The sequence below is a fragment of the Pandoraea pnomenusa genome (genome assembly GCF_040391475.1).
Taxonomy (GTDB): domain Bacteria; phylum Pseudomonadota; class Gammaproteobacteria; order Burkholderiales; family Burkholderiaceae; genus Pandoraea; species Pandoraea pnomenusa_C.
In genome coordinates this window covers 220,964-244,495 of sequence record NZ_JBEBXS010000005.1, presented here as the reverse complement: position 1 = coordinate 244,495, position 23,532 = coordinate 220,964, and the positions used below count along the sequence as shown (strand labels likewise).

Annotated in this window: 20 protein-coding genes; 17 read left to right on the top strand and 3 right to left on the bottom strand. The window is 65.3% G+C overall.

The window, feature by feature from the left end; genetic code table 11:
• Positions 1–16 precede the first annotated feature (16 nt).
• Positions 17–886: a LysR substrate-binding domain-containing protein gene (locus tag ABWO90_RS08250; RefSeq protein ID WP_353190721.1), complete on the bottom strand. Its 870-nt coding sequence runs from the start codon at positions 884–886 to the stop codon at positions 17–19.
• A gap of 115 nt (positions 887–1,001) precedes the next feature.
• On the opposite strand from ABWO90_RS08250, the gene ABWO90_RS08245 reads away from it, so the two are divergent.
• The 6 genes from ABWO90_RS08245 to ABWO90_RS08220 all read left to right on the top strand — a co-directional run bounded on the left by ABWO90_RS08245 (position 1,002) and on the right by ABWO90_RS08220 (position 8,349).
• Positions 1,002–2,027 (top strand): ABC transporter ATP-binding protein, encoded by a 1,026-nt coding sequence (locus ABWO90_RS08245; protein ID WP_502922566.1) that lies wholly within the window; start codon positions 1,002–1,004, stop codon positions 2,025–2,027.
• Positions 2,024–3,151 (top strand): ABC transporter ATP-binding protein, encoded by a 1,128-nt coding sequence (locus tag ABWO90_RS08240; protein ID WP_353190719.1) that lies wholly within the window; start codon positions 2,024–2,026, stop codon positions 3,149–3,151. The genes ABWO90_RS08245 and ABWO90_RS08240 overlap by 4 nt, the downstream gene beginning before the upstream one ends.
• Before the next feature lie 50 nt (positions 3,152–3,201).
• On the top strand, positions 3,202–4,701 hold the full coding sequence (locus ABWO90_RS08235; protein WP_353190718.1) for an ABC transporter substrate-binding protein: 1,500 nt from the start codon (positions 3,202–3,204) through the stop codon (positions 4,699–4,701).
• Positions 4,702–4,711: 10 nt separating this feature from the next.
• On the top strand, positions 4,712–5,656 hold the full coding sequence (locus tag ABWO90_RS08230) for an ABC transporter permease (protein ID WP_353190717.1): 945 nt from the start codon (positions 4,712–4,714) through the stop codon (positions 5,654–5,656).
• A 108-nt stretch (positions 5,657–5,764) separates the two neighbouring features.
• Positions 5,765–6,622 (top strand): ABC transporter permease, encoded by an 858-nt coding sequence (locus tag ABWO90_RS08225; protein WP_353190748.1) that lies wholly within the window; start codon positions 5,765–5,767, stop codon positions 6,620–6,622.
• Between the two features lie 89 nt (positions 6,623–6,711).
• Positions 6,712–8,349: a gamma-glutamyltransferase family protein gene (locus ABWO90_RS08220; RefSeq protein WP_353190716.1), complete on the top strand. Its 1,638-nt coding sequence runs from the start codon at positions 6,712–6,714 to the stop codon at positions 8,347–8,349.
• Here the strand turns inward: ABWO90_RS08220 and ABWO90_RS08215 are convergent, their stop codons facing one another.
• Both ABWO90_RS08215 and ABWO90_RS08210 read right to left on the bottom strand, forming a co-directional pair.
• Positions 8,350–9,714, bottom strand: a complete 1,365-nt coding sequence (locus tag ABWO90_RS08215) for an MFS transporter (RefSeq protein WP_353190715.1) — start codon at positions 9,712–9,714, stop codon at positions 8,350–8,352.
• Positions 9,715–9,821: 107 nt separating this feature from the next.
• Complete coding sequence (locus tag ABWO90_RS08210; protein WP_353190714.1) at positions 9,822–11,090, bottom strand: flavin-dependent oxidoreductase; 1,269 nt, start codon at positions 11,088–11,090, stop codon at positions 9,822–9,824.
• Positions 11,091–11,199: 109 nt separating this feature from the next.
• Between ABWO90_RS08210 and ABWO90_RS08205 the strand changes: the two genes are divergently transcribed.
• The 11 genes from ABWO90_RS08205 (at position 11,200) to ABWO90_RS08155 (ending at position 23,467) form a co-directional block, all read left to right on the top strand.
• Positions 11,200–12,141 (top strand): LysR family transcriptional regulator, encoded by a 942-nt coding sequence (locus tag ABWO90_RS08205; RefSeq protein ID WP_353190713.1) that lies wholly within the window; start codon positions 11,200–11,202, stop codon positions 12,139–12,141.
• Between the two features lie 310 nt (positions 12,142–12,451).
• Positions 12,452–14,905: an MCP four helix bundle domain-containing protein gene (locus ABWO90_RS08200; protein WP_353190712.1), complete on the top strand. Its 2,454-nt coding sequence runs from the start codon at positions 12,452–12,454 to the stop codon at positions 14,903–14,905.
• Between the two features lie 136 nt (positions 14,906–15,041).
• Positions 15,042–15,770, top strand: coding sequence for a methyl-accepting chemotaxis protein (locus tag ABWO90_RS08195; RefSeq protein WP_353190711.1), 729 nt, complete (start codon positions 15,042–15,044; stop codon positions 15,768–15,770).
• 32 nt (positions 15,771–15,802) lie between these two features.
• Positions 15,803–16,375: a hypothetical protein gene (locus tag ABWO90_RS08190; RefSeq protein ID WP_353190710.1), complete on the top strand. Its 573-nt coding sequence runs from the start codon at positions 15,803–15,805 to the stop codon at positions 16,373–16,375.
• A 39-nt stretch (positions 16,376–16,414) separates the two neighbouring features.
• Positions 16,415–17,056, top strand: a complete 642-nt coding sequence (locus ABWO90_RS08185; protein ID WP_353190709.1) for a chemotaxis protein CheX — start codon at positions 16,415–16,417, stop codon at positions 17,054–17,056.
• Positions 17,057–17,102: 46 nt separating this feature from the next.
• Positions 17,103–17,468, top strand: a complete 366-nt coding sequence (locus ABWO90_RS08180; RefSeq protein WP_353190708.1) for a response regulator — start codon at positions 17,103–17,105, stop codon at positions 17,466–17,468.
• A gap of 125 nt (positions 17,469–17,593) precedes the next feature.
• The gene (locus ABWO90_RS08175) at positions 17,594–18,118 is read left to right on the top strand and encodes a MarR family winged helix-turn-helix transcriptional regulator (RefSeq protein ID WP_353190707.1); all 525 of its coding nucleotides are present in this window, start codon (positions 17,594–17,596) and stop codon (positions 18,116–18,118) included.
• 309 nt (positions 18,119–18,427) lie between these two features.
• Positions 18,428–19,684, top strand: coding sequence for a 3-(3-hydroxy-phenyl)propionate transporter MhpT (gene mhpT / locus ABWO90_RS08170; protein WP_353190706.1), 1,257 nt, complete (start codon positions 18,428–18,430; stop codon positions 19,682–19,684).
• 157 nt (positions 19,685–19,841) lie between these two features.
• Complete coding sequence (locus ABWO90_RS08165) at positions 19,842–20,990, top strand: porin (protein ID WP_353190705.1); 1,149 nt, start codon at positions 19,842–19,844, stop codon at positions 20,988–20,990.
• A gap of 141 nt (positions 20,991–21,131) precedes the next feature.
• Entirely contained in the window at positions 21,132–21,962 is an 831-nt protein-coding gene (locus ABWO90_RS08160) for a p-hydroxycinnamoyl CoA hydratase/lyase (RefSeq protein ID WP_353190704.1), read from the top strand.
• Positions 21,963–22,015: 53 nt separating this feature from the next.
• Positions 22,016–23,467: an aldehyde dehydrogenase gene (locus tag ABWO90_RS08155; protein WP_353190703.1), complete on the top strand. Its 1,452-nt coding sequence runs from the start codon at positions 22,016–22,018 to the stop codon at positions 23,465–23,467.
• Positions 23,468–23,532 lie beyond the last annotated feature (65 nt).

Sequence of the window (23,532 nt, the reverse complement as noted above, 5' to 3'; positions counted from 1 at the left end):
TTGTCACATTCACTCGCTAGGCATCGTGCAGCATGCCGACGATCGCGGCCGTGATGTTGTGAGTGCGCGCGTCGTGTTCGCGATGAATCATGCCGACGGTGCGCAGCAGCGGCGGCGCCGCAATCGGGACGATGCGCAACAGGGGATCGGAATGCCAGTCGCCGCGATGCAACAGCGGCAGTACCGACACGCCGACATTCTTGCGCACGAGCGCGACGATGGTTTCGATGGAGTTGAGTTCCAGATATTCGGTCACGCCGAGTTTCGCCGCGCGCAACGCGTGCTCGACGACGAGCCCCGTGCGCACCCGCCGGTCGAAGCGCAGGAACGCGTGCGCATCGAGAATACGCTGCGGGTCCTCCTCGTCAACATCGCGATTGACGACCATGACCATCGGCTCGGTGTAGAGCGGTGTCCAGACCAGGCCGTCGGCGCGCGCATCGTCGGCGCGCGCAACCACCGCTGCGATATCCACTTCCCCTTGTTCGACGAGATCCGTCAGTTCGTCCGAGCGTGCCGATGTGAGCCGCACGTCGAGCCGTGGATGCGCGGTCTTGAGCTCTGCCACGACGAGCGAGAGCGCCCCAATGACGGAGACCACCGCACCGATGGTGACCGGGCCCTCCATGGCATCGACGGGCGTCGTCGTCAGGTCGGCCGTGAGCGCCAGAATCTGTTCGACGCGCGGGAACAGGTCGCGCCCCTGCCGCGTGAGCGTGATCTGCCGCCCGCGCCGGTCGAACAGCCGCTGGCCGACGGCGTCCTCGAGGCCGCGCATCTGCAGGCTGACGGCGGCCTGCGTCAACGCGGCGCGCTCGGCGGCAGCGGCAAACGAGCCGGTCTGCGCGACCAGCCGGAAGGTCTTCAGCATGCGTAACGTGAGCATGGTGGAACTTAAGATAAATTTACGAATGAAAAAGAAATATTAATATTTACTTTGCTAGTGTGGGAGACATAATCGTGTCACGCATAACATTCATGGCTGCCCACACCCGATGACCATGCCCGCAGATGCTGGGCCGGTGCTAGATGTCACCGGACTGTCGCTGAAGTTCTCCAAAGCACCCGAGGCGCCCAACCTGATCGACGGCGTCTCGTTTGCCGTGCATCCCGGCAAGACGCTGTGCATCGTCGGGGAATCGGGCTGCGGGAAGAGCGTGACGTCGCTCGCGCTGATGGGGCTGTTGCCCAGCCCGCCGGCCAATCTGGTGGCGGGCCGCGCCCGGTTCGAAGGGCACGATCTGCTCGCGCTAGACGAGCGCGATTTCGCCGATCTGCGCGGTAATCGTCTGGCGATGATCTTTCAGGAGCCGATGACGTCGCTGAACCCGGCGTTCACGATCGGGCATCAGATCGAAGAGGGCATTCGCCGCCATCGCGGTCTGGACCGCCGCGCCGCACGCGCCGAAGCGCTCGACATGCTCAAGCGCGTGCGCATTCCCGCGCCCGAGACCCGGCTCGACAACTATCCGCACGAACTCTCCGGCGGCATGCGCCAGCGCGTGATGATCGCGATGGCGCTGGCCAATCGTCCCGCATTGCTGATCGCCGACGAGCCGACGACCGCGCTCGACGTCACGATCCAGGCACAGGTGCTTTCGCTGATTCAGACCTTGCAGCGCGAAACCGGCACAGCCGTCGTGCTCATTACGCACGATCTGGGCGTGGTCGCCGAAGTGGCCGACGACGTTGCCGTGATGTACGCCGGGCGCATCGTCGAGTACGGCACCGTCGACGAGATCTTCGACGATCCGCAGCATCCCTACACCATCGGCCTGATGGGCGCGATTCCGTCCATCGGCAAGCGCGAGGGCACGCTCGTGACCATTCGCGGCGCAGTGCCGCCGCCCGAGCGCATGCCCGCCGGATGCCGGTTCGCGCCGCGCTGTCCGTTTGCCGAGCCGCGTTGTACGCGCGAGGTGCCGGTCGAGCGCACATTGTCGGGTTCGCACCGTGTGGCGTGCTGGCTGGCGCCCGTCGAAGCGCTGACGCCACCCCCCGCTCCGAGAGAGGAGGCCGTCGCATGAATGCCCAGGCGAATGCCCCGATGCCGCTGCTCGAAGCGCGCGATCTGACCAAGCACTTCGGCGGCCATCGCGTCGGGTTCTCGCGCGCGCCGACCGTCTATGCCGTGAACGGCGTGTCGTTCGCCGTTCAGGCGGGCGAGACGTTCGCCATCGTCGGCGAATCCGGCTGTGGAAAATCCACGCTCGGCCGTCTGCTGCTGCGCCTGATCGACGCCACGCGCGGCGAGGTGCGGTATCAGGGCGAAGACATCATGACGCTGGGCGCGGGGGCGATGCGGCGACTTCGGCGCGAATTGCAGATTGTTTTCCAGGACCCGTTTGCATCGCTCAACCCCAGCATGACCGTGGGCGGCCTGATCGGTGAGCCCATTGCGCTGCACGGTCTGGCCCGCGGACGAGCGCGCGACGAGCGCGTGGCCGAATTGCTGCGCACTGTCGGCTTGCAACCCGACTACGCCCAGCGCTTTCCCCACGAGTTTTCCGGCGGCCAGCGCCAGCGCATCGGCATTGCGCGCGCGCTGGCGGGTGAGCCGCGCGTGATCGTGGGCGACGAACCCGTCTCGGCGCTCGACGTCTCCGTGCAGGCGCAAGTCATCAACTTGCTCGAGCGCCTCAAGCACGAGTTCGGCCTCACGCTCATCATGGTGGCGCACGATCTCGCCGTGATTCGCCATATGAGTGATCGCGTCGCGGTGATGTATCTCGGGGAGATTGTGGAACTCGCGAGCGCCGACGCCCTGTTCGACAACCCGCTCCACCCGTACACGCAGGCGCTGCTGCAGGCCATTCCGGCGAGCCGCCCGCACCTGCGGCGCGAACGGGCGCCGCTCGGCGGCGAGTTGCCCAGCCCGACGGCGCCACCGCCCGGCTGCCGCTTTCATCCGCGCTGTCCGCATGCGCGCGCAGCGTGCCGGGAGCAACGGCCGATCGACGAAGTGCTGCCCGACGGTCGGCAAGTGGCTTGCCACTTCTGGCGCGAGATTCAGAACGCGGGCGCCAGCCCGTCGCGGGCCGCACCGCCGAGCGACAAGCTCGGCGCACGGCTGGCGCTCTACCGCACGCGGCAGGCGCAGGCCGACGCCGCAGCCGCCGCGAACGCCAACGCCAACGCAGTTCAGTCATGACTCATCGCAACGCACCTTTACAACATCACGACATACAAGGGGTCTCACGCATGCGCAAGGTTCTGCTCGATATGGCTGTGGCGGCGATTCTCGCGACTGGCGCCGCTTCCGCGATGGCGCAATCGACTATCCGGATCGGCTTGCAGGAAGACATCGGCTCGCTCGACCCGGCGCGCAGTTCGCAGGTCGTCGACCGCATGGTGTTGCGTTCGCTGTGCAGCTCGCTCGTCGATATCGGTACTGACCTCAAGTTCGTGCCGATGCTTGCCACGTCGTGGAGCGTGAGTGCCGACGGCAAGACGTGGACGTTCAAGTTGCGCCAGGGCGTGAAGTTCCACGACGACGAGCCGTTCAACGCCAAGGCCGTCAAGGCCAATCTCGACCGCGCCCGCACGATGGCCGCGAGCAATCGCAAGAGCGAGTTGTCGTCCATCGACCATGTCGACGCCGTAGACGATTCGACGGTCAACATCGTGCTCAAGGCGCCGGATTCCGCGCTGCTCGCCACGCTGTCGGACCGGGCGGGCATGATGCTCGCACCAAAGACACTCGCCGACGACGCCGCCGTGCAGTCGCGTCCCGTGTGCTCGGGACCGTACAAGTTCGTGCAACGGGTACAGAACGATCGCGTGGTGCTGGAGAAATTCCCCGGATTCTGGGAAGCGGACAAGTATCCGATCCAGAAGGTCATCTATCTGCCGATTCCGGATACGACCGTGCGCCTGGCCAACGTTCGCTCCGGCTCGCTCGACATGCTCGAACGCCTCTCGCCCTCCGATGTGAAGTCGGTCAAGCGCGACGCCAACCTGAACTTCGTCACCATCGACGGTCTGGGCTACTACGGCCTCACGTTCAACGTGGCGGCCAATGCGCCGAAGGCCTTGCGTGACAAGCGGGTGCGTCAGGCGTTCGATCTGGCGATCGACCGCGATGCCATCAACCAGGTGATCGGTGGTGGCATCTTCACCCCGGCCAATCAGGCGCTGCCGCGCTCCGGCCAGTACTACGACACGTCGATCAAGACCACGAAGCGCGATGTCGCCAAGGCCAGGGCGCTGCTGAAGTCGGCCGGCTTCGAGAAGGTCGACGTCACGCTGAGCTTCGGCAACAACACGGTCGCGAACCAGATGGCGCAGATGTTGCAGGCCATGCTGGCGGAGGCGGGCATCAACCTGAAGCTGCGGCCGATGGACTATGCGGCGGCGCTCGACGCGGCGCATCGCGGCGATTTCGACGTGCTCTACAACGGCTGGTCGGGCCGCGTGGACCCCGACGGCAACCTGCATCAGTTCGTGACCTGCAAGGGCAATCTGAACTACGGCCAGTACTGCAATGCGGAAGTCGACAAGTTGCTCAACGACGGCCGCGTGAAGTCGAGCGTCGCCGAGCGCAAGCCGATTTACGATGCCGCCAACAAGATCCTGTCCGACGAAGACCCGATCCTGTACCTGTACGTGCAGCCGTGGCCGTATGTGCTGAGCAAGAAGGTGCAGGGCTTCGTGGCCTATCCCGACGGGCTGATCCGCCTGCGCGGCGTGAGCCTGAAGTAAGGGAGCCGTCATGCTGCGCATCGTCGTTCATCGCGCGCTGGTCGCCATTCCCACGCTCATCATCGTGTCGATGATGATCTTCGGGCTGCAGAAAATGCTGCCCGGCGATCCGGTGCTCGCGATGGCCGGCGAAGACCAGAATCCGCAGGTCATTGCCGAACTGCGCGAGAAGTATCACCTCGACAAGCCGCTTCCCACGCAGTACGCGCTGTGGATCGGCGACGTGCTGCGCGGCGACCTCGGCAATTCGCTGCGCACCGGCGAGCCCGTGACGACGCTCATCGCGCAGAAGCTGCCTGTCACGCTGCAACTGGCGCTGTTCGGGCTGGTGATCGCCATTGGCATCGGGATTCCGCTCGGCATCCTGTCGGCGGCCAATCGCGGCAGCGCCGTCGACTACGGCGCAAACGTGCTGGCGCTCTCTGGTATGTCGATCCCGAACTTCTGGCTCGGCATTCTCCTGATCTTTCTGGTCTCCGTGCGCTGGCAATTGCTGCCGTCGTCGGGCTACGTGTCGCCGGGCGAAGACCTGTGGATGAGCATCAAGACGATGGTGATGCCCGCGTTCGTACTCGGTGCGGCGCTCGGCGCGCAACTGATGCGCCACACGCGCAGCGCCATGCTCGGGGTGCTGCGTACCGACTATATCCGCACGGCCCGGGCGAAAGGGCTGTTGCGTGGCACCGTCGTGCTCAAGCACGCGCTGCGCAATGCGCTGATTCCGATCGTGACCGTGTTGGCCTTGCTCTTCGGCGAGTTGCTGGCGGGCGCCGTGCTCACCGAACAGGTCTTCACGATCCCGGGCTTCGGCAAGCTGGTCGTCGATGCGGTGTTCAACCGCGACTACGCGGTGGTGCAGGGCGTGGTGCTCGTCACGGCGGTGAGCTTCATCGTGCTGAACCTGCTGGCCGATGTGCTTTACGTCTTGCTCAATCCGCGTCTGCGTCGCGCGTGAGACTCTCCAACGTCAACTGAACGTATTCCGGACATGGCCGCATTGCCCACGACTTCTTCCTCACCGCAGCCTTCGCCGAGCGCCGGCGGGCAGCGCGCCGCTGCGCCGATGGCCGGTGCCGAGCGTCTGCCGCGCCGTCGCTATCGCGGCTTGCGCAAGTTCGCGCGCAATCGGGCCGCGCTGGCCGGTGCCGTCATCGTGGCGTTCGCCGTGCTCGTGGCGATATTCGCGCCGTGGCTCTCGCCGTACGACCCGATTGCCACGAGCTTCATGACAGTGCGACAGGCACCGAGCGCATTGCACTGGTTCGGTACCGACGAGTTGGGCCGCGACGTGCTGGCGCGCATGATCTTCGGCGCACGCGCCTCGCTCGCGGCGGGCGTGGTGTCGGTCGGGATCGCGGTGATTGTCGGCGTGCCGCTGGGCTTGCTCGCGGGCTACTTCGGCCGCTGGGTCGACGCCATCGTGTCGCGACTGGCCGACGCGTTGCTCTCGATCCCGTTCCTGATCCTGGCGATTGCGATGGCCGCATTCCTCGGCGCGAGCCTGACCAACGCGATGATCGCCATTGGCGTGTCGGCGATGCCGCGCTTCGTGCGCCTGGCACGGGCACAGGCGCTGACGGTCAAGGCGGAAGAGTATGTGGAAGGCGCGCGCGCCATCGGTTTGACGGATACGCGCATCATCGTGCGCTACATCCTGCCCAACGTGCTGCCGCCGATCATCGTGCAGGCGAGCCTCACCGTGGCGACGGCGATCATCGCCGAGGCGAGCCTGTCGTTTCTCGGGCTGGGACAACTGCCGCCGTTGCCGTCGTGGGGCTCGATGCTCAACACGGCCAAGGACTTCGTCGAGCAGGCGCCCTGGATGTCCATTTTCCCCGGTATCGCCATTTTCCTGACGGTACTCGGTTTCAACCTGCTGGGTGATGGTCTGCGCGACGCGCTCGATCCGCGCGAGCAATAACGACCCCTCACAACAACAGAGACGTTACCGACGTCTGCACCCGGCAGCTTCACTCCAACCATTCGAGACAGAGGTCAACAGGTAGTCCCATGACGCAATTCAATTGGCAGAACCCGTACCCGACACCGCGCCTGCCGGTGTTCGCCCGCAACATCGTGTCGACGTCGCATCCGCTTGCGGCGCAGGCCGGCCTTCGCATTCTCTGGCAGGGCGGCAATGCCGTCGACGCCGCGATTGCCGCCGCCGCGTGCATGACCATCGTCGAGCCGGTCTCGAACGGTCTGGGCGGCGATTGCTTCGCGCTGGTCTGGGACGGCAAGCAGGTCCACGGCCTGAACGCCTCGGGTGTGGCGCCCGCCGCGTGGAACGTCGACTATTTCCGCAAGAAGTACGGCGAGCAGCACGGCATTGCGAAGCAGCCGGTGCGTGGCGTGGACACGGCGACCGTGCCCGGCGTGATCGCCGGCTGGGAAGCGCTGCATGCGAAGTTCGGCAAGCTGCCGTTCGCCGACCTGATGGCACCGGCCATCGAGATCGCGGAGCGCGGCCATGCGGTCGCGCATATCGTTGCGCGCAAGTGGGCGGCAGCGGTGCCCGAACTGAAGGACCAGCCAGGCTACGCACAAACCTTCATGCCGAATGGCCGTGCGCCGACGACGAGCGAGATGATGCGCATGCCGGGCCATGCGCGTACTCTGCGCATGCTTGCCGAGCAAGGTCCGCGCGCGTACTACGAAGGCCAGATCGCCGAGCGCATCGCCGCCTGGTCGGCCGAGCATGGCGGCGCGATGACGACCGACGATCTGCGCAACTACCGCGCCGACTGGGTCAAGCCCATCGAGAAGGACTATCGCGGCTACACCGTGCACGAGATTCCGCCGAACGGGCAGGGCATTGCGGCGCTGATCGCACTGGGCATTCTCGACAAGTTCGACGTCTCGAGCCTTGCGGTCGATCGCGTGCATTCGCAGCACTTGCAGATCGAAGCGATGAAGTTGGCGTTCGCCGACCTGTACAAGTACGTGGCCGATCCGCGCTCGATGGAAGTCACGCCGGAACAGATGCTCGACGATGCGTATCTGACCGAACGCGCCAGGCTGATCGATCCGGACAAGGCCACGCATTTCGACTTCGGCATGCCGAAGTCGGGCGGCACGATCTACCTGACGGCGGCTGACGAGCAGGGCATGATGGTCAGCTTCATCCAGTCGAACTACATGGGCTTCGGCTCGGGCGTCGTGGTGCCGGATCTGGGCATTGCGTTGCAGAACCGCGGCTGCGGCTTCTCGATGGATCCGAAGTCGGTCAACGTGGTGGAAGGCGGCAAGCGGCCGTTCCATACGATCATTCCGGCGTTCCTCACGCAGAAGGTCGACGGCAGGCACGAAGCCGTGATGAGCTTTGGTGTGATGGGCGGCGACATGCAGCCGCAAGGGCATCTGCAATCGGTCGTGCGCATGCTCGACTACGGCCAGCAGCCGCAGGCGGCTTGCGATGCACCGCGCTGGAAGGTCAACCGCGACTTCACGGTCGATATCGAATCGACGATGGATCGGGAAACGGTCGCCGGGCTGGTGGCGCTGGGCCACAAGCTGAAGTCCATCGACGATCCGTACATGGACTTCGGCTCGGGCCAGTACATCTGGCGTCTGGATCGCAACGATCCGGAACGCGGCTACGTGGCCGCGAGCGACAGCCGCCGCGACGGCCTCGCTGCGGGCTACTGATCAGGCACGCTCGCTCGACGCGGGCGTGGGCCGGGCTGCGCGGCGCATGTCGCGCCGCGCGCCCACGCTGATCGCGAATGCCGCCACGCTGGCGATGAACACCGGCACGGCGGCGATCATGAACAGGTGCTGCGGGTCCCAGTGCAGGGCCAGCAGCACGCCCCCGACGATCGGCCCGACAATGGAGCCGATGCGGCCGATGCCGAGCGCCCATCCCACCCCGGTGCCGCGGATCGCTGTCGGGTAAGTGCGCGCCGCCAGCGCGTTGGCGCCGATCTGGCCGCCCACCACGCAGAACCCCGCCCCGAAGATCGTTGCGCCGAGCACGGTCACCGACGTCCCTGCCAGCCCCACCAGCACGATGCAGAGCGCCGCACAGAGATACACCGCCGCGAGCGCCCTGAAGGGCGGCACGCGGTCGAACACGCGTCCGAGTGTGAGGGTGCCGAGCGTGCCGCCGATCTGGAGCATCGACGTGATGAGCGCGGCGGTGTCGAGCGGGATGCCGGCGTCGTGAATCACCGTTGGCAGCCAGCTCGACAGGAAGTACAGATCCATCAGGCTCATGAAGAAGATCACCCACAGCAACAGGGTGATGCGAACCCGCTTGTCCGCGAAGAGCGCGCCCACGCCGGCGTGACCGGTGGCATGCACGTCGGCGCCGCCGTCGATTTGCGCGTCGGCGGGCAGATCGGGTGCGAGCTTGCGCATGACCGCGCGCAGACGCGCCGGATCCTGCGCCTTCACGATCAGAAAGCGCGGCGATTCGGGCAGGTAGCGCCAGGCGACGAGCGCGAATGCAAGCGGCAGCACGCCACCCACGATGAACACCGACGGCCAGCCGTAGTCGCGAATCAGCCCGGCGGCGGCGAGTCCGCCGAGTGCGGCGCCCAGCGAGAAGCCGCAGAACATCACCATGATCGCGGTCGAGCGCACACGCTCCGGGGCGAACTCACCCGTGAGTGCAATGGCGTTGGGCATCACGCAACCGAGGCCGATGCCGGTGGCCAGGCGCAGTACCAGCAGTGCCGTGACCGAGGGCGCGAACGCCGTCGCGAGCGACATCGCGCCGAAGATCAGCATGCCGGCAATCAGCACCGGACGGCGGCCGACACGATCCGAGATCGGTCCACCGATGAGGGCGCCGAGCGTGAGGCCGACGAGGCTTGCCGAGAACACCGGACTTAGCGCCGAACGCTCGATGCCCAGCGCATGGACGATGGCGGGGGCCACGTAGCCGATGGCCTGTGTGTCGAAGCCGTCGAGAAAGACGATCAGCGCGCAAAGCGCCGTGACGAATATCTGATAGCGGCCGAAGGGCCGTTCGTCGATGAGCGCACGCAAATCGATGCGGGGGTTAGGCATGGCACTGTCTCCGTGATCGGCCTCGTTCGCGAGGCTCTGTCAGAAAAGGCAAATGCGTGCGCACCCGGCGGCGCGCACGCATGATCGGCGATGGATTGCCGTTGGGGTCAGCGAGTCGCTGGCGCGGCGTTGGCGGCGTTGAGCGTCTCCCGGTTCAGGCCGGCAACGTTCTTGTAGCGATTCGAGATCTCCGCGAGATCGGCGGCGCTGATGACGTCGTCGATATGCGTGAAGGGTTTGTCGCCGCTCAACTCGTGCACGGTTTGCAAAATCGCGTCGGGCGGCGCCTTGCGGTTCATCAGCACCACGTCGGCGGTCGCCTTGCCGCGAATGCGCTCGTACGCTTCGAGCGCGGCGGGAGTAAGACCGTGTTCGCGCAGCTGTGCCGCGAGACACGGTGCGTCGAGAATGGCCTGTCCTGCGCCGTTCGACCCCCGCGGCACCATCGGGTGCGCGGCGTCGCCGAGCAGGGTCACGCGCCCGAAGCTCCAGCGCGGCAGCGGGTCCTGATCGACCATCGGATACTCCAGAATGGTCTCGGTCGCCTCGATCATGCCGGCCACGTCGAGCCAGTCGAAATGCCAGTCGGCGAACGCGGGGAAGAAGTCTTCGAGACGGCCGATGCCGTTCCAATCGCGCCGCGCGGGGCGGGGCGCTTCGATCTCGGCCACCCAGTTCACCAACTGGTTGCCCTTGCCGTCGACGTTGTTGCGAATCGGGTAGATCACCATCTTGCCGACCGACAGCCAGCCTGCGCGCACCATCGATGCGCCGGTGAGGAACGGCGGCAGCACCACGCTGCCGCGCCACATGTTCACGCCCGAATAGCGGGGCGCGCCCTCGGTAGGATAGAACTGCTTGCGCACGACCGAGTGGATGCCGTCGCCTGCGATGAGCAGCCGCGCCGTGACCGGCGCCAGCGAGTCGCCGTCGGGCGATTCGAACGAAATGGTGACTTCGTCGTCGTCCTGCATGAAGCCGGTGCAGCGGTGCCCCTCGACCACGGCGTCGTGACCGAGACGCTCGCGCACGGCGGCCAGCAACACGCCTTGCAGATCGCCGCGATGGATCGAGTACTGCGGCCATTGGTAACCCGCGTACTCGCCGGCCGGCTCGCTGTACACGAACTGACCGAAACGATTGAAGAAGGCCGATTCGCGCGTCGTGACGGCCACCTCGCGCAGCGCGGGCGTCAGGCCGAGGCCGTCGAGCACGCGCGAGGCGTGCGGCAGGATGTTCACGCCCACGCCCAGCGGCCGAATCTCGGATACGGCTTCATAGACACGGCAGGCGACGCCCGCTTCGTGCAGGCTGAGCGCGAGGGTGAGGCCGCCGATTCCGGCGCCGACGATAGCCACATCGATCGATGAGGACATGGGGGTGTCTCCTGAGTCGTTCTTGAATGGCCACCATTAGAGCGCGTCGCCAGTCATTAGGGAATTTTGACTATCATATGAATTCATATTCAACGGTTATTAGTTCACGATGAACATCTCGCTGCGTCAGTTGAAGGCTTTCGTGCTGGTGGCCACGCTGGGCAACTTCACACGGGCGGCCGAGCGGCTGCACATCACGCAGGCCGGGTTGTCGGTGATGATGCGGGAGATCGAGACGCAACTCGGCAGTCGTCTGTTCGACCGCACCACCCGCAGCGTGACGCTCACGCAGGCCGGTCACGCGTTGCTGCCCGTGGCGAGCGCGGCCGTCGGGCAACTCGACGCCGTGGCCGGCCAGATCGCCGCTTTCGGACAGGCGTCGCGCAAGACACTCCGGATCGCGGCCACCCCGCTGGTGTCGTCGCACCTGATGCCGGAATGGTTCGGCACGTTTCAGCAGGCGCATCCCGATGTGGATCTGCGCTTGCACGAGGCCGAGCTGTCGCAGGTGCACACGCTCATCGAGCAGGGGGACGCCGACATCGGATTCGGCTTCTTCACGAAGGCGTCTCACGGCATCGAGCGAACGCTGTTGCAGTCGTTTCGGCTGATGAAAGTGAGTGCGTCGGCGAAGCGCACGCCGCGCAAGGGGAGTCAGGGCGACGCGCCGGGCGGCGCTGCGTGGAGCGCCTTGAGTGGCGAAGCGCTTATCGGCCTGCCGCCGGACAATCCGATACAGCAATTGGTGGAGACGCATCTCGCCCGCATTGGCCGTGCGGACGAGCCGCGTCCGGTGTACCGCCGGTTCGAAACGCTGATCGGCATGGCGGAAGCGGGACTTGGAACCGCCATCATGCCGACTTTCGCCCTGCCGGCGTGCCGCCATCGCGCCGTACGTTGGGAGGTGCTCACTCACCCGGAGGTGACGCTCGGATTCCATCGCATCGTCAAACGCGGCCGCGCGAAATCCGAGTTGTGGCGGCAATTCACGGAACTGGCGGTCGCCTCGATGCAGCGTATCGACGCCATGGCAGACATGCCGCGCGGCTGACACGTTCTTTTGCCAGCGCAGTGGCTGCTCACTCGCAGCAGGCGCGTCGGTCCCTCGCTTCCCCGGGGGGGACCCCAGGAGGACGCAGGCGCCGGATCGGCCACCGTTGGTGCGCACTTACTCATCTCGGATTCCTACACGGTACTGCCGCAACATGGCAACGTGAAGATTCCGTTGATTCATCGAACCGTCACAGTTCACCCGCAATAATCACGGCGCACGAGGCATCTACAAACTAATTCGGCGGCCGATCTACTGCGTCACATAACGCGGGGCACCGGGCGCCGGTGCGACCCGGGGAAATGACGCAATGACCATCCGTCATCGAATAACGCTATTGGTGATCCTGACGTTTGTCGCGCTCTCGATCATCGGCGGCTACGCGGTCTACCAGACCCGCGCGAGTGCGCAGAAGGTGCGACAGGTAACGGAAGGCGTGGTGCCCAGTGCGCTGGCGTCCGCCGATCTCGTCTCGCAGGTCAAGGCGGTGCAGATTGCCACCATGACGCTGGTCTACGCGCCCGACGAGACTGTCGTCGAGCAGTCGCTCGAGAATCTCAAGAAGCTGCGCGGCGACATTGATCAGTCGCTTGCCCGCCAGGCCGATGGCGCTGCGAGCGACGCGCAGAAGGGGCTTGTCGAGCAAGCTCGCGAGAGTGTCGACAACTACTTCAACGCCATCACCGACACCGCCAAGCTCAAGCAGGCGGGCAAGACCGAGATGGCGCAGGCGTTCATGTTCGCGATGGTTGCGCAATATCGCGACGAACTCGAGGGCGTGGTCAACACGCTGCGTGTCGAGAAGAACCGCCAGAAAGACGCCGCCATCGCCACGCTCAACGACACGCTCTCGACCACCACGACGGCCATCGGCATCGTGACCGGGCTGGCGATCGTGCTGCTCACGGCCATCGGCGCGCTGCTGTACCGCCAGATCACGCGTCCGCTCTCGCGCATGCAGGGCATGATGAGCGAGATCGCCAACAGCCAGGACTTCACGCGTCGCGTGCCGGTCGGCCGCATGGACGAGATCGGCCACTCGATCGTCGCGTTCAACGGCATGATCGAGAAGATTCAGGAGCGCTCGGCGCAACTCAAGCAGAAGACAGCCGATATTCAGGCGATGTTGCAGAACATGCAGCAGGGCATTCTGACGGTCGTCGACGGCTCGAAGATCCACGGCGAATACTCCGCCTATCTCGAAGCGATCTTCGAGACGCAGGACATCGCCGGTCGCGGCGTGATGGACCTGGTCTTCGGCGACAGCGACCTCGGTGCCGATGCGCTGTCGCAGGTCGAGGCGGCCATCGACGCCTGCATCGGGCAGGACGCCATCAACTTCGCCTTCAACGAACACCTGCTCGTCGGCGAAATCGGCAAGCGCATGCCCGACGGCCGCATGAAGCAGCTCGACCTGACGTGGTCGGCAATTACCGACGAGACCGATACGATCCTGCGCCTGATGCTGTGCGTGCGCGACGTGACCGAACTGCGCGAACTCGCCGCCGAAGCCAACGAGCAGAAGCAGCGTCTGGAGATGATCGGCGAGATTCTGGCCGTGAGTCAGGAGAAGTTCCATCACTTCATCGAGAGCTCGTCGGACTTCATTCGCGAGAACGAACGCATCATCCGCAAGCATTCGCAAGCCGACAGCGCGGCGATTGCCGAGCTGTTCCGCAACATGCACACGATCAAGGGCAATGCACGCACGTACAACCTGCAGTACCTGACGAACGTCGTGCACGAGACCGAGCAGCGCTATCACGAGCTGCGTCAACCGGAAGTCGCCCGCTTGTGGGATCAGGACGGCCTGATGCGCGAGCTCGAGCGCGTTCGCGACGCTGTCGATACGTATGCGCACATCAACGAGATGAGTCTCGGCCGCAAGGGGCCGGGCCGCACGGCCGACGAGCTGTCGATGGTGGTCGACCGTGGCCACATTCGCGCCAGCCTTCGCATGCTCGAAGCGGCCGATCCGAACGATCTGCACCAACTCGTGGCCATGCGCGACGCCGTGCACCAGACGCTGCGCCTGCTTGGCACCGAAGGCGTGGGCGAAGCGCTGGGCGGCGTGCTCGACTCGCTGCCGTCGCTCGCGGGCGAACTCGGCAAACCCGCACCGGCCGTGCGCATCGACGACAACGGCTACCGTTTGCGCTCGCCGGCCGTGCGCATCCTGCGCGACGTGTTCATGCACTTGCTGCGTAACTCGATGGACCACGGCCTGGAAGGCGCCGACGAGCGCCGCGCCAAGGGCAAGCCGGCCGCAGGCATGATCGATATCGAAGTGGGCCTCGATCACAACATGCTGCAGGTCACCCTCACCGACGACGGTCGCGGTCTGGCATTGCATCGCATCCGCAGCATTGCGGTGCAGCGCGGCTGGATCACGCCGGAAACCTACGTGACCGACGAGCAGATCGCACAGTTCATCTTCCGTCCCGGCTTCTCGACGGCTTCGGAAGTCACCGAAGTCTCGGGGCGCGGTGTTGGCATGGACGCGGTGCAGGACTTCGTGCGTCGCGAGCACGGCCGCATCGAACTGCGCTTCACCGACGAGCGCAAGGGCGCGGAGTTCCGTCAGTTCCAGACGGTCGTGTGCCTGCCCGACAACCTCGTGGTCGACGGCTTCGATCTGAACAGCGTGGCGGCCGACGCCGTCGATCTGCCGGCGCTTCCCGCCAGCGAATCGCAAGACGCGCCGATCGGCCTGAACGGCGCGTCGGCGTCGCGTGGTGATCTGTCGCAGGCGGACAAGGTCTGACAGGCAAGGCGCCAATCACTGCCCGTGTGGCGTGATTGGCAACGACGCAAGAATCGAGAGACGAAGCACGATGGGCAAGGCGGCGCAGACCTGAAGGGGCTGCGGCCGCCGCGCCGCTTTCGGAGATGATGTGAGCATGGAAGCAGTGGAATGGCTGGCGGCGGGTGCGCTCGCCGGGGCAGTAATCGTCGGCGTCGCGGGGTTCGTGGTGCATCGCGTGCGCATGGCGCGAGCCACGGCGCACTGGCGCGCATTGACGAAGACGCACGACGAGGCGCTGGCGCAGGCGTTGGAGCGTGAGCGCGTGGCGCTCGCGGACAAGGCTGCGCTTTCGCAAGCGAACGACGACGCCATCGCCGGGTTGCAAGCGCAACTGGCACAGGCCGATCACGACCTGCAAGCCGCGCGCAAGTCGGAAGCGTCGGTGCTTGAAGCCAAGGCCATGTGGCAGTCGGAAGCCGAACGCATTGCCGGAGAAGCCGCGCGGCTTCGCGGGCTGGCTGCGACTTTCGAGCGCTGGCATGAGCAGATGATCTCGCTCATGACGCAAAACCAGGACATGCATGCGAAGAACCACGAGCTGGCATCGATCGTGCGGCACGTGCTGATCGTGTCGCTCAATGCGTCCATCGAAGCGGCCCGTGCGGGCACGGCGGGGCGGGGCTTCGGCATCGTGGCGAGTGAGGTCCGTGCGCTTGCCACGCGCTCCGAGGAGCTCTCGAAGAGCTATCGCGACAGCCTGCATCGCAACGACGTGACCACGACGGCGACGTTTCAGGACATTCAGGCGGGTGGCAAGATGATTGCGGCGTCGCTCTCGAGCGTCGAGTCGCTCGCGCAGCAGTTGCATTCCCGTCTTCACTAGTTTTCGGCACTCACCAGCAGGCAGGTTTCGTTGTGATCAGCGCTCACGCACGCGACAGTTTCGAACGCATTTTGCACAAGGCGGCACGCACCCGTCTCGCTCGCTCGGCCGAGGCGCCGTGCGAGATCGTGCCGTTCAAGTCCGATTCGTCCGAGGGGGGGGACGACACCGGGCGCGAAGTCGAACTCGCAGCCCGGCATGCGAACGTGGTCGTGCTGACGATCTCGTCCATCGGCTTTCGCATGCTGCTCGTGCTGCACTACGACGAGGACGACGCGACCACAGCCTACTTCGCGGGCGAAGACGCCGACCGGCCATTCAGCGAAGTCTTTCTCGAGATCAGCAACCTGTGTTGCGGGGCGATCAATCAGGCGTTGCTCGATCACTTCCCGGATCTCGGCATGTCGACCCCGTACGTGCTGAGCGCGCGCTGCGTGCCTCACCTCATGCAGCTCAAGCCGAATCATCTGGCGTCGTGGGACATCACACTCGACGGCTCGGTACGACTCGCCGCCACGCTGTGCGTTTGCGCGCACGCACCGCTGGATTTTTACGCCGATGTGAACGAGACGCAGGACAGCAGCGGCGAGCTGGAATTGTTTTGAATCGGCATTGCTCTTGTTAAGCCTTAGGAAATTACGATAATGAACCGAAGCACCCCCCGCGAGTCGGTCAGCCAGTTCCTGATCCTCGACGACAGCGTCGAACACGAATATCCCGAAGCGCTCGTGCGCGGCATGATCGACATCACCGAAGGCGTGTTTCGCGGCCTGTTCGGCGACATCGAGCTGATGTGCGAGTCGCCCAGCGTGGTGCGCGACCGCATCATCTTCGGCGAAGTCTTCAGCCTGATTCCGCTCGAAAGCGCCTGGTGCCGTGGCTACATGATGATGCAGGCCGAGCAGGTGCCGTTCATGCAACTGCTCGAGCACACCGAGCGTTGCGAGGGACAGGCCGGGTTTCGCGAGCTCAACGGCATGCTTGGTGAATTGACGAACCTTATCTGGGGCGCGTTCAAGAACCGCTACCTGGGCGATCCGTCGGCCGTCGACCGCGCGCAGGTGCAGGTGCCGCTGCTCATCAATCACAAACAGAAGTACATCTCGTTCGGCACCGACAACCCGCAACTGTGTTTCGTCTACCGGATCACCGACCCGGTGAACGGCCAGACGGTCACGCTGCATCAGCATTTCGTTTTCAGTCTCAACTGGTCGCCCGATGCGTTCCGCGAAGCGGCGCAGGCACCGGCTGAACCCGTCGAGACCGGGGCGCTGGAATTATTCTGAGATCCCGGCTCGGATACTTCATCTCTTACACACAAAGGACAACATCATGTCGAAGATTCTCGTAGTCGACGATTCGAGCACCGTGCGCGACGAAGTCGCCGGTTTCCTGCGCAAGAACGGCCTGGACGTGGACACTGCCGTCGACGGCAAGGACGGTCTGGCAAAGATCAAGGCCAGCCCGGGCGTGAAGCTCGTCATCAGCGACGTGAACATGCCCAACATGGATGGCCTGACGATGGTCGAGAAGATTCGCGGAGAGCTGGCGAATACGGCCGTCAACGTAGTGATGCTGACCACCGAGAGCAGCCCGGCCATGAAGGAGCGCGGCAAGGCCGCCGGCGTGAAGGGCTGGATCGTCAAGCCGTTCAAGGGCGACGCGGTGCTCGAAACCTTCCGCAAGCTGGCCAGCTGAGACGTCGGGGCCACGACGCGCATTGCCGGATTGAAGCGCGGGGGAGTCGCCGCCACCGTACGGCGGCGTTACACTGCTGACTTTCCCGCACCACGCGAAGATCTGCGCATTCTCGCCCTCTGACCATGAGCGTCGTACCCCAGAAGAAAAAGCCGTCCGTTGATAACGCCACACCCGAGGCGGGCAGCGAGGCCACCGGGACGCCCGGCGCCGCTGACACGCGCCCGCGCCGCTCCAAGCTGCGCCTGACCTACGTCATCGCCAGCCTCGATCGTCTGCTGCGTCGCCACATGTCGGAGGCGCTCGCGCCGCTCGGCCTCACGCTCGCCCAGTTCACCGCGCTGTCGGTGCTCGACGCACGTGGCAAGCTTTCCAACGCACAACTCGCACAGCGCTCGTTCATCACGCCACAGTCGGCCAACGAGGTCGTGAGCGTGATGGCGGCGCGCCATTGGATCACGCGCGAGCCCGATCCCAACCACGGCCGTATCGTGCTGTTGCAACTGACCGACGAAGGCCGTCGCGTGCTCGCGCAATGCGAAGCCGTGGCCAAGGACATCGACGCCCGCATGCGCGCCGACGTGAGCCGCGAAGACGCCGCGGCCGTGCAGCGCCACCTCGAAATGTTCGTGCGAAATCTGCGCGACTGACTCCGGGTTTGTCCCGACCTGCCGATTGCTTGTATTGTCAGGTAGCTTGATATTAAATGGAGTCCGTCGCCGCCTCGTCGCGCGCGACCGAATCCCCGTGACACGGTAAGACGAAACGACGCGCCGCGCCTGCGGCATCGTCGTGCGCGTCGCACTTGCGTCTTTAATATCAGGTTACCTGATTAAATGGGTGCTTCATTACCGATGTCGAAGGGCGTTGCGTCAGGCGCCGTCCGATCGGCCCGCGGTGTCAGTCGCGGCCATCGGGGAAGGTGACCGAAGTCCATCAAGAAGATCACAGGAGACACCATGGAATCGAATCGGGACGGCAGCGCGCGAGCGTTGCCATTGGGTGAGGGCGGCGCGGCGAGCAACGCCAGCCCGGTCGCGCTCACGCTTGCCTTGTGCTTCGCCGTGGCGTTGCTCGAAGGCCTCGACCTGCAATCGGTCGGCGTGGCAGCGCGTGGCATGGCGAAGGAATTCGGTCTGAGCGTTGCGCAGATGGGTATTGCGTTTTCGGCAGGCACGTTCGGGCTGTTGCCGGGGGCGATGGTGGGCGGCCGGCTGGCCGACAGCATCGGCCGCAAGCGTGTGTTGATGCTCTCGGCAGCGCTGTTCGGCGTGTTGTCGATCGCCACGGCATTCGTATCGGATTTCTGGATGCTGGTGATTGTGCGCGTGCTCACGGGCATTGGACTGGGCGGCGCCATGCCGAACCTGATCGCGCTGTCGTCCGAAGCCGTGGCGCCGCGCTCGCGTGGCACCGCCGTGAGCATCATGTACTGCGGCATTCCGCTGGGCGGTGGCATCGCGGCCACCATCGGCATGCTCGCCGTGAGCGACGCCGACTGGCGTCACATCTTCTATGTCGGTGGCGTGGGTCCGTTGCTGCTGTTGCCGCTGCTGGCATGGTGCCTGCCGGAATCGCGCGCGTTTGCCGCCGCCACGGCGCAAGGGCAGCGCGCCACGCCCGCGCCGATGATGTCGGTGCTGTTCTCCGAAGGGCGTGGCGTCTCGACCGTCCAACTGTGGCTGTCGTACTTCTGCACGCTGATCGTGCTGTATTTCCTGCTCAACTGGCTGCCCTCGCTGATGGGCTCGCGTGGCCTCGCGCGTGGCGAGATCGGCTGGGTGCAGATTCTCTTCAACGTGGGAAGCGCCGTGGGCGTGCTCGCGCTCGGCTATCTGATGGACCGCGTGCGCATGTCGCTCGTCATCGGCGGCATGTACCTCGGCATGATCGCGTCGCTTGTCGGTCTGGCTGCGGCACAGGGCTTCAACGTGCTCGCCACGGCGGCGTTCTTCGCGGGCATGTTCATCATCGGCGGGCAATCGGTGCTCTATGCGCTGGCGGCGGCCTACTACCCGACGGCCATGCGTGGTACCGGTGTCGGCGCGGCCGTGGCCATCGGCCGCATCGGCTCCGTGGTCGGGCCGTTAGCTGCCGGCATGTTGCTGGCCGTGGGCAGCAGCGCTGCGGTGGTAATCGGCGCAAGCATTCCCGTAACGATCGTGGCCGCGCTGGCCGCACTCACGCTTATCCGTCGTCCCCGCGCGGCTGACTGACCTGCATCGGTTGGCCTCGCTTCTCACGCGACGGACGGCATTCGGCTGCCCCGTCGCGTTTTTTCTTGTGCGAGCCGCGTTCCCGACACGCGTCGCGCACATTTGCCGGAGCACGCGCTTTACCGATAACGACATCAATAATCCATTGGAGACTCGCATGGCATTGGCACTTCCCTCGCACAAACGAGCGCTGGCCGCCCTCGGAGCGGCTGCGGCATTCGTGGCGCCCGGCATCGCTGGCGCGCAATCGAACATCACGCTGTACGGCATTGTCGACACCGGCATCGAGTACGTCTCGAACGCCAGTGCCAACGGCGCCGTGTGGCGCATGCCGGGCGTGACCGGCGAACTGCCCTCACGCTGGGGCCTGCGTGGTACGGAAGATCTCGGCGGCGGCCTGGCCGCCATCTTCCAGCTGGAGAGCGGCTTCAATGTCCGGGGCGGCGACCTCGGGCAGGGCGGACGCCTGTTCGGGCGTCAGGCCTTCGTGGGCGTGAAGGCACCCTACGGCACGCTCGCCTTCGGTCGCCAGTACACCATGACGTACTACGCGCTGCTGGGCTCCGACGTGCTCGGCCCGGACATCTACGGCATGGGATCGTTCGACGCCTATATTCCCAACGCACGGACCGACAACTCGGTCACGTACCAGGTCGCGTGGCAAGGGCTGTCGTTCGGCCTGGGCTACTCCTTCGGCCGCGACTCGGCCGGAACGGGCAACTCGCCGGGGCAGGGCACCTGTGCCGGGCAGGTGCCGGGACAGTCGGTGCAATGCCGCGACTGGTCGGCCATGCTCAAGTACGACGCGAGCAACTTCGGCGTGGCGGCGTCGTATGAAGAGCAGCGCGGCGGCACCAACGCCGCGGCGAACTTCTTCGACGGACAGGCGACCTCGGCCTTCACCAGCAGCAGCGACAAGGACACCCGCACGACCCTGGGCGCGTACTACAAGTACGGCGCGTTCAAGGTCGGTGGCGGCTGGCTGGGCCGACGCGTCTCGACGGCTGCCATCAACACGCACTCGAACCTGTTCTATCTCGGCGCGGCGTACAGCATCACGCCGGCATGGCTGGTCGACGGCGAGGTCTATCGCATCATCAACAGCGACCACAACACGCGCGGCACCATGACCACGCTGCGCGCCACCTATTCGCTCTCCGTGCGCACGGCCGTCTACGCGCAAGCCGCCTATCTGTTCAACAGCGCACACGCCGCGTATTCGGTCAGCGGCGGCGGTGGCGGTACTACGCCGCCCGTCGGCTCCGGCCAGACCGGCGTGATGCTCGGCATGCGTCATACGTTCTAACGCTTATTCGTTAGGGTTTTCACTGCAATCGCAGTGCTTGCAATGTAAGGTTGCCTGATATTAAATGTGCGTGTTGGCAACACCGCGCGCCACTCCCGGCGCGCGGCGCACGTTGTCCCGGACACTTGGGAATTACGCAAAATGAACGCATACGAAGGACGCTGGAAAACGGTCGACGTGAAAGTCGAAGGCGGTATCGGCTGGGTGATCTTCAATCGCCCGGAGAAGCGCAATGCGATGAGCCCGACGCTGAACACCGAAATGAATCAGGTGCTCGACGCGGTCGAACTCGATGCCGACATCAAGGTGGTGGTGCTCACGGGGGCCGGCGCCGCGTGGACTGCCGGCATGGACCTGAAGGAGTATTTCCGCGAGATCGACGGCGGTCCTGAGATCGTGCAGGAACGCGTGCGTCGCGACGCATCCGACTGGCAATGGCGCCGTCTGCGCATGTACTCGAAGCCCACGATCGCGATGGTCAACGGGTGGTGTTTCGGCGGCGGTTTCTCGCCGCTCGTGGCCTGCGATCTGGCGATTGCCGCCGACGAAGCCGTGTTCGGTCTGTCGGAGATCAACTGGGGCATTCCGCCGGGCAATCTGGTGAGCAAGGCGATGGCCGATACGGTGGGGCATCGTCGTGCGCTGCACTACATCATGACGGGCGACACGTTCACGGGCGTGGAAGCGGCCGACATGGGACTGGTCAATCAGAGCGTGCCGCTCGCCCAGTTGCGCGACGCCACGCTGGCGCTCGCCGCCAAGCTGCTCGAGAAGAACCCGGTGGTGCTGCGCGCCGCGAAGCACGGTTTCAAGCGTGCACGCGAACTCACGTGGGAGCAGAGCGAAGACTATCTGTACGCCAAGCTCGATCAGGCACAACTGCGCGATCCGGAACATGGCCGTGAACAGGGCCTCAAGCAGTTCCTCGACGACAAGTCGATAAAGCCGGGGCTGCAGGCCTACAAGCGCTGACAGGGCGTACGCAACGATCGAAGCGAACCAGCAAACGAGAAAGGACTCACGCGATGCATGAAGTGCAGATGCTGATTGGTGGCCAGTGGCGCGGCGCGCAGGGCGGGGCGACGTTCGAGCGGATCGACCCGGTGACGGGCGCCGTGGCGTCTTGCGCCCCGGCGGCCACGCTGGCTGACGCCGACGCCGCCGTCGATGCCGCGCAGGCGGCATTCCCCGCCTGGGCGGCGCTCTCACCCACGGCACGTCGACAGCGTCTGCTCGCCGCTGCCGAGCGCATGGATGCACGCGCGGCGGAATTCATTGCCACCGGTGCGGCCGAGACGGGCGCGATGGCCAACTGGTACGGCTTTAACGTCATGCTCGCGGCCAACATGCTGCGCGAGGCGGCAGCCATGACCACGCAGATCGACGGCAGTGTGATTCCGAGCGACGTGCCCGGCAGCCTCGCGATGGCGGTGCGCTCGCCGGTGGGCGTGGTGCTCGGCATCGCCCCGTGGAACGCCCCGGTCATTCTCGCCACGCGTGCGCTGGCCATGCCGCTCGCCTGTGGCAATACGGTCGTGCTCAAGGCTTCGGAGCAATGCCCGGGCGTGCATGCACTGATCGGTGCGTGTCTGCATGAGGCGGGGCTGGGCGACGGGGTGGTCAACGTCGTGACGAACGCGCCCGCCGACGCGGGCGAGATCGTGGCGCGTCTGATTGCGCATCCCGCCGTGCGCCGCGTGAACTTCACCGGCTCCACGCATGTGGGGCGAATCATCGCGCGTGTCGCGGCCGAGCATCTCAAGCCGGCGTTGCTGGAGTTGGGCGGCAAGGCCCCGGTACTCGTGCTCGACGATGCCGATCTGGACGCCGCCGTCGACGGCATTGCCTTCGGCGCGTTCTTCAACCAAGGGCAGATCTGCATGTCGACGGAGCGCGTGATCGTCGACGCCCGCATTGCCGACGCCTTCGTCGAAAAACTCACCGCCAAGGCATCGACGCTGCATGCCGGGGCACCGACATCGCCGGACAGTGTGCTGGGGGCGATGGTGAGCGCACAGGCGGCGTCGCGCGTGGCGGCGTTGGTCGAAGACGCGCGCGAACATGGGGCGCGTCTGCCGCTGGGCTGTCGCGTCGACGGCGCAATCATGCAGGCCACGATTGTCGACGGCATCACGCCCGCCATGCGCCTGTACCGCGAGGAATCGTTCGGTCCGGTGGTGACGATCCAGCGCGTGCAAGGCGACGACGAAGCGGTAGCGGTGGCCAACGACAGTGAGTTCGGTCTGTCGGCGGCGATCTTCAGCCGCGACGTGTCGCGCGCGCTGCAACTGGCCAGGCGCATCGAGTCGGGCATCTGCCACATCAACGGCCCGACCGTGCATGACGAAGCGCAGATGCCGTTTGGTGGCGTCAAGGCCAGCGGTTACGGGCGCTTCGGCAGCAAGGCGTCCATTGGCGAGTTCACCGAGTTGCGCTGGATTACCGTGCAGACGACGCCGCGCCACTATCCGATCTGACCTTTCCCGGGGATGAGACTGTGCCCGCCGGCGAACGCGACCGAGAATGCGTCGTGGCGGGTTCG